Annotated in this window: 7 protein-coding genes and 1 pseudogene; all 8 read right to left on the bottom strand. The window is 35.7% G+C overall.

The window, feature by feature from the left end; translation table 11 throughout:
- Nucleotides 1–14: 14 nt before the first annotated feature.
- Complete coding sequence (locus tag NE257_RS01165) at nucleotides 15–380, bottom strand: Rid family detoxifying hydrolase (RefSeq protein ID WP_040366949.1); 366 nt, start codon at nucleotides 378–380, stop codon at nucleotides 15–17.
- A gap of 319 nt (nucleotides 381–699) precedes the next feature.
- Nucleotides 700–1,434 (bottom strand): CRISPR-associated endoribonuclease Cas6, encoded by a 735-nt coding sequence (cas6, locus tag NE257_RS01160; protein WP_251885601.1) that lies wholly within the window; start codon nucleotides 1,432–1,434, stop codon nucleotides 700–702.
- A complete protein-coding gene (gene csm6, locus NE257_RS01155) occupies nucleotides 1,431–2,723 on the bottom strand; it encodes a type III-A CRISPR-associated CARF protein Csm6 (protein WP_007208953.1) in 1,293 nt (430 codons plus the stop codon). Before csm6 ends, cas6 begins: the two co-directional genes overlap by 4 nt.
- A complete protein-coding gene (gene csm5 / locus NE257_RS01150; protein WP_007208954.1) occupies nucleotides 2,724–3,773 on the bottom strand; it encodes a type III-A CRISPR-associated RAMP protein Csm5 in 1,050 nt (349 codons plus the stop codon).
- A pseudogene (csm4, locus tag NE257_RS11720) lies at nucleotides 3,770–4,684 on the bottom strand (type III-A CRISPR-associated RAMP protein Csm4). The gene csm5 and the pseudogene csm4 overlap by 4 nt, the downstream one beginning before the upstream one ends.
- A gap of 9 nt (nucleotides 4,685–4,693) precedes the next feature.
- Nucleotides 4,694–5,338, bottom strand: a complete 645-nt coding sequence (csm3, locus tag NE257_RS01135; RefSeq protein WP_007208956.1) for a type III-A CRISPR-associated RAMP protein Csm3 — start codon at nucleotides 5,336–5,338, stop codon at nucleotides 4,694–4,696.
- 1 nt (nucleotide 5,339) lies between these two features.
- Nucleotides 5,340–5,762: a type III-A CRISPR-associated protein Csm2 gene (csm2, locus tag NE257_RS01130; protein WP_251885598.1), complete on the bottom strand. Its 423-nt coding sequence runs from the start codon at nucleotides 5,760–5,762 to the stop codon at nucleotides 5,340–5,342.
- On the bottom strand, nucleotides 5,762–6,293 hold a 532-nt coding region (locus tag NE257_RS01125; RefSeq protein ID WP_420871102.1), incomplete at its 5' end, for a Cas10/Cmr2 second palm domain-containing protein. The genes NE257_RS01125 and csm2, both read right to left, overlap by 1 nt.

The raw sequence follows: 6,293 nt of genomic DNA, 5'->3' as shown, positions 1-6,293 counted from the left end.
TTTTTAAGGTAATGCTAGTGTGTTTTTTCAGCAATGACTTCGATTTCAACTAGTGCGCCTAATGGTAAATCTTTCACTGCAAAGGCACTTCTCGCTGGATAAGGCTCTTCAAAGAACGTCGCATACACCGCATTCACTGCCTGAAAATCATCAATATTTGCTAACAAGACAGTCGCCTTCACTACGTTCGCTAATGTTAGGCCATCTTCTTCAAGAACTGCTGCCACATTTTTTAATGAAAATGTCGCTTGATTTTCAACACCATCGACTAAAGCCCCTGTCTCAGGATCAATTCCTAACTGCCCCGATACAAAAACAAGTTCACTGGTTCTTCTAGACCGTGAATATGGTCCTACTGGTTTTACTTTCTTTTCACTCATTGCCATTCCTCCTAATGTTGCAGCTTTTCATTAGTTTAAACCATGCCTGAAAAAAAATACAGTCCAAACGTGTTAATCGATAATAAAAATACCAAAGAAGCATTTGGCCCCTCTTATACGGGGTGGGTTCCGATTAACGCAAGGACTTACCTATGTTGTTTGCTACCGAAGTTCTCGTCCCCTCTTATACGGGGTGGGTTCCGATTTTAGATAGCTTTGAAAATACTATCATATCAGAGTAAACAGATAGTTTTCCATGTCCGCAAACAGGACAAATGACTTAGTATGTACTGCTAGTTTGTCCTGCTTACGGACAACATTATTCTAGAAAATATTTTCCCATTCCTAAACTTGTTTTTACTCCAATGCCTGTCCACTGCCCAAATGTCAGTAAAAAATACGATAATTGCTTAACAGGTAATGGGCCATTCAGTTGGACTGTAAAATTCCCTTGAAAGGATGGAATCTTAATTCCCTCTAGGTGAAATTTCGTGCTTCTTAGCTGATAATTTACGATTTTTGTTTTGCTAACCAAATATTCTAAAGTATCACCATCAAATAAGCGATACTCTGGAAAAAAAGTATCCGTATTTCGCATGATACTACGAAAAATTTTTTTCAGATCAGGAAAAATATCGTATTGCCCATTAGATTTAAAACTTGTTGGAGATTGAATATTCAGTCTAACATAACGTGGAACTTCTTGCATTGAAAAATATTTCTTTACTAATTCTTCTATCGCTAATTGTTGTATCTCGATTTTTTCTATCGTGATTTCTTTCTGGTTATAATGCAAACGAAATGATTTTCTAAGCGTTAATGTCTGTTCAATTTGGTTAAAAAGAATATCATTAAAAACAACAATCTCCCATTGAACTTTCTTATCATTTAACAACAGTCTTTGTTTTAAAGGACTGTAAGTTGAATATTGATGAAGAAAAGAGACTGTTTCTTCCGGTAGCCACTCCATCAAGCAACCATGCAATAAACTTCCTATATTAGCAGTTTTGATTTCATCAGGGAGTCCAATATTGACTAAAATTTTTGAAATCATAGTAGCTCCTTAATTGATTGATTAAATTGTTTTAAATAGTGAAAGTCATTCTCTTGAACTTCTGGAAAAACAGCCAACAACATCGTTCTTACAGCTGTAACAGCATTGGTAATTTTGCGTCCATTTTTATCACGATCAAGATTTAAGGAATCCAAATTGTGAGCCACTTTGTTTCGTAAATTATTAATTTCATTTACTTTATTCATCTCATTTGTCATTTCATTGGATGCTTCTAAGAGCTGTAAAAAATCCCGATAGGCAGGAAAGCCAAGAATTCTATCAAGTGAATCTACTGTCATTTTTTTATTTGTTTTCTTATTTCTAGAATCCATTAAAGCCAGATATGATTCTGTCAACTCTTGAGAATAGGAAACATTAAAATATGGTTTATCCTCTTTATAAATAATTAGATAAGGATAATTTTTTTGAATGTATTGCTCAACAATATATTCGGCGATTGATTTGACACGAATTAACGTCTCCGCTATGTCGCCTCTTTGATGCCGCATTTCTAATAAAATCGTATGCAATAAAGCTTTCTGCAATTTTTCATTTCTGGGATACTGTTTGATAAGGTACGAAAATACTCGATGCATTTTGATATCATCAATTAGCTCTTTTAATTTTTTTCGTATCTCTTTACCATTTCTAAACGATTTTTGTGAAGCGACAAGCTGTAACGCTGCTTCATAATCATAGTTGTCCAATAAACTTTTAATTTGATTACGTACAATCGCTTCTCTAAAGCTTAAAATAGCAATTTTATGACAACGAGAAGGCTGTTGTGATTCTTCTTCGTTAACAATCTCTAAATCGACTTCCTGACAATCTGCTTGAGCATACTTGGTTTTTGCGTTACTTGTTTTTAATGGCGTAGAAACTTGAATGCATCTCATCTTATCTGGATAGGTCACATACTCCAAACACAAAGTTGTCTCCATCTGTGGTGTACCACTAGTCACATTTAGAAAAATTTCTGCATTGGGATATTTTCTTTTTTCTTCCACTAAATATTGATGGAATAAATCTTTATACGCATCAAAATCATTTTCAACTTCAATCGTATCGCATTTAATTTCTATTTGACAATTTTCATTGATTGATTGAATAATTTTCACCCAATCGAACGCTTGCTGACCTGAAAAATGTTGATTCCCTTGCCAGATACTTTCGGTAAAAAACAGTACCACGCGATCGGGTTGATAATGCCGAACAATATGCAACATGGCACCATCCCGATCGTTTCTCCAAGGATCGGTATTTCCAATTGGACTAAAGAGTATTTTCATTTATGCTTCTCCTATCGGTTGAAACTCTAGAAGGCAGACACCTTGCTGATACCATTTGTTTGTCGAATCATTTACGGTTCCTTTTAGCACCATTGGTACATTTTTAGGAACAGTCGCCATCTTCCCATAAACATTTCGAAACCGTCTTTGTAAAATTGCGAAAATGTCTTTTTGTGCTTGTTCTTTAGGTTTTTGTAAATAATGTGTCGTTTTAGAGGGAAAACCGGTCCCACCACCCAAAAAGAGAACCGTCGGGCGATGTTTAGCATGAAGAACTGATGGCAGACCGCCCCCTTTAATAAACGCTTTCCCTCCTGGAGTCGTCACCATTCCCACAAACCATTTATTCCAATACTGAAGATAGGCTTGTTGAATCTGTTTCTCTATTTTTTCAATAGTCCAGTCATCACTGTTAATTTTCATTGTAAATTCAACAGTTGTTCCAACGTTTACACATTCTCGATATAAAGGCATAGGTTTTAATTCTTTGTTAATATCGATTTTTTGGTAAATTGCCAAATTTTTTGGATCAATTGGCAAAGAATCACTAATCGACAACGAGTGAAAAGCCTCTGCGGATTGATTTGCTCCTTCCAATACCGTTCGAAGAGCCCCCTTTAGTGAACTGCCAGGAATATAAAGATCCCCTCTTCCATCTCGAACGAAAAGATGCAAGTCATTCATTCCTTTGTCAACTTGTCTTCGATTCGTTGACGTTCGCGAGTAAGGATTATGATCCTTCATATCAATTTTCCCTTGGTTTACACGTTCTGTGTATAGCACAAAAGTCTTCCAGTCATTTGTGTCAATCTGCTCTTGTCTCAAAAATGTATATAGATCCGCTCTTTCTTTCGTTGTATTCAAATACTGTAAATAGGCCGTAAATTTACCCTTTTTATTTAAAAATTTTACCAAATTAGGTCCATCTACAATATGAGCAAGTGACTTTCTTCGATCATAGATATATTCTTGTTTTCTTATGATTTTTCCACTACCAATATGGACCGGCCCATATACTTTTAGCTTGACCTGATAAACTTTTTCAATCATATTTTTCCCTCCAACCAAAAAGCTTTGGCATAACGATAAACTGAATGACGTCCATTGTCTGATACATCAAAGATTTTTCCATTAAATTTTTGGTAGAAAGTTGAACCTGCTGAAAAGGCATAAAAATCTTTCTTTTTCACAAGTTGATCAGCGTAGGTCTTTGATTGTACAAAGCCTGTGCGTTTTTTTAATAGATAACGCGCATCTTCTAAACAATCGACTAGTTCTTCATCAGACGCCATCGCTGAGGATAGAAGAATCGCTATATTCCCTGTTTGCGAAAGAAGGGAGTCGAATTTACCACTGTCTTCGATAGTACAACGAAATTGACCATATCCCGCAGAACGTTTCCCCCCTATTCCTGAATATTGCAAGGCATGCATTAGTATCTCAAGTTGTCCAATCGTATCGGCATTTCCTTTTGCCAGAAAATACAACCCCGATTCTGGATAAAATGTAAAATTTCCCACTGAATATGGTTCACTTTAACCGTTGTGATCAACAGCTTGGAGCGATACCTTGGTCGATAGACTCGCTTTTCCCAGATTTAAAGATTCTGCTATTTTGCTTGCTTCGAGACTATCAATTTCTCCTCTTAAATACTCCGAGTAATTCTCCACGGGAATATAGGTTAGTTTTTTAAAGGCTTTGTACCCAGATTCATCCCCTTTTTTCCCTTCAATTCGAATCAATGGCTTGGGTAAAAAATAGGACGTTTTATTGTAAGGAAATAAGTCAGTTATCACTAAGTTATTTAGCAGATGAGATAATTCAAGTTGTTGTTGAAGGGCTTCAATAATCAGTGCACTGAACAATGTATCCGCAGCTATTGTGTGGTTCGAATCACTCAAGCGCTTCATTCCAAAGTGTACAGGTGATTTAAAAGTTAGTTTTACTAATTTGACTACCAATTGATTCACCTACTTTATACTTAAATTCGAGCTATCAAAATCACCTACTACGGTGTCAATCGAGTCAATAACAAAACGAATTCTTCCATTTCCTCTAGTACCACCACCGCCAAGATAATCATTTTCCAATAGGTGAATAGCAGTTTTAATGTTTTCAAAATCCGCCATTACTTCGTTTATATTTTCGACATTGTAAATAATATGAAAATCAAACGATGCTCCACGTGTCACTCGCTCAATTTGTCTAGGGTTGGCAACAGCAGTTAATCGGCTAATTGTATTTTCAAATTTTGTTTCTGTGTAGGCTAAATCTTTTTTATCAAATTCTTCTTGGCTTGCCTTTGAAAAGAAAGCATCTGAAATTTGTAAACGTGAGCTTTGAATTGCTCCTTTTTGGCTAGAACCAAAAAGACGTAGAATTTCTGGAGCATCTTGGTTATGCATTTTTTGTCCAGGGATTAACCCAATGTGTTTTGCTAATAAACTGCGCATTTTCCCTTTAATTGAACTACCTGGTATAATAGGCAAGCGTGAATAAGGATCACGTACTACCGGTGAATCAATTGCTCCAATCATGCTTGTCTCACCACCACCGCCAATATGTAAACCCGTCAAAACGTCAATCTTACCTACAATTCGAATTTTAGAATACATATTAATCTCCCATTCTATAAAATTTTGCATAAGCAACTAGTGCCTCGAAATACTTGCAATAATCCAAAAAAAATTTCTTTGTATTTTTCTTTAGAACAACATCTACTAACTTATCCACATATGTTTTTTCGATAAACGTTCGCACAGCTGGCTCTCTGCCCGATTCATAAGCAAACTTAACTTTTAGGTATTCTAATTCATCTCGAACATCTTCAGATAAGGTTGTATCATCTGAATTGTAAACCTTTGTATAGACGTGATTAATCAGCTCAAGTAAATTTCTCAATTTACTTGTAGTTAACCCATTAAAAAGAACGATTTCTTGTCTTCCCCGATTATCTTTGACACGTTTGTTTTCTTCGACAACTTTCCGAGCGAAATTCAAATCAATCATTTCACCAGTCTTCGTTTTTGCCAGTTCCATTAATCTGCCTCCCTTATCTGATAAACAAGATATTCTATTGCTGTTATTAGTTCCACTTTTTGTTGCTTATTCTGTGACCATGCAAAAATGGATTGTGTAAGCTCTTCGGATAACGAGCTTCTAGCCAATAAATAAGCTAACCGTGCAATATTTATTTGATCTTCATTTCTAAGAAGTTCCAACATTTTATAAAGGAAAGATTTCCCATGTTCCTGACTATTAGTCAGTGCTTCTTGAAGGGGTATCATTTTTTCTTTCAGTATCTGTTCTTCTAACTGTGACCAACCAAATACTTTTGAGTCATTCCACAAAGCTACTTGATTTTTTTCTCCACGTTTTGCAAGATCTTCCAACACTCCTGTTTCACTGGCCATTTTTGATATAGGGTATTTGACAGGATACATGCCAATACCTGCAGAAAAAGTTAACTTTCCAGCAAAAAAACGAGTAAATGCTTTTCTTAAAACCAGTGCTTTAGAAATAACATCATCCCAAGCCCCAATTAAAAACAGATCATCTCCACCTGAATAG

The organism is Enterococcus italicus (assembly GCF_023743875.1).
Classification (GTDB): domain Bacteria; phylum Bacillota; class Bacilli; order Lactobacillales; family Enterococcaceae; genus Enterococcus_G; species Enterococcus_G italicus.
The sequence above is the reverse complement of the archived record's forward strand: the minus strand, read 5'-3'. Positions and strand labels throughout refer to the sequence as shown.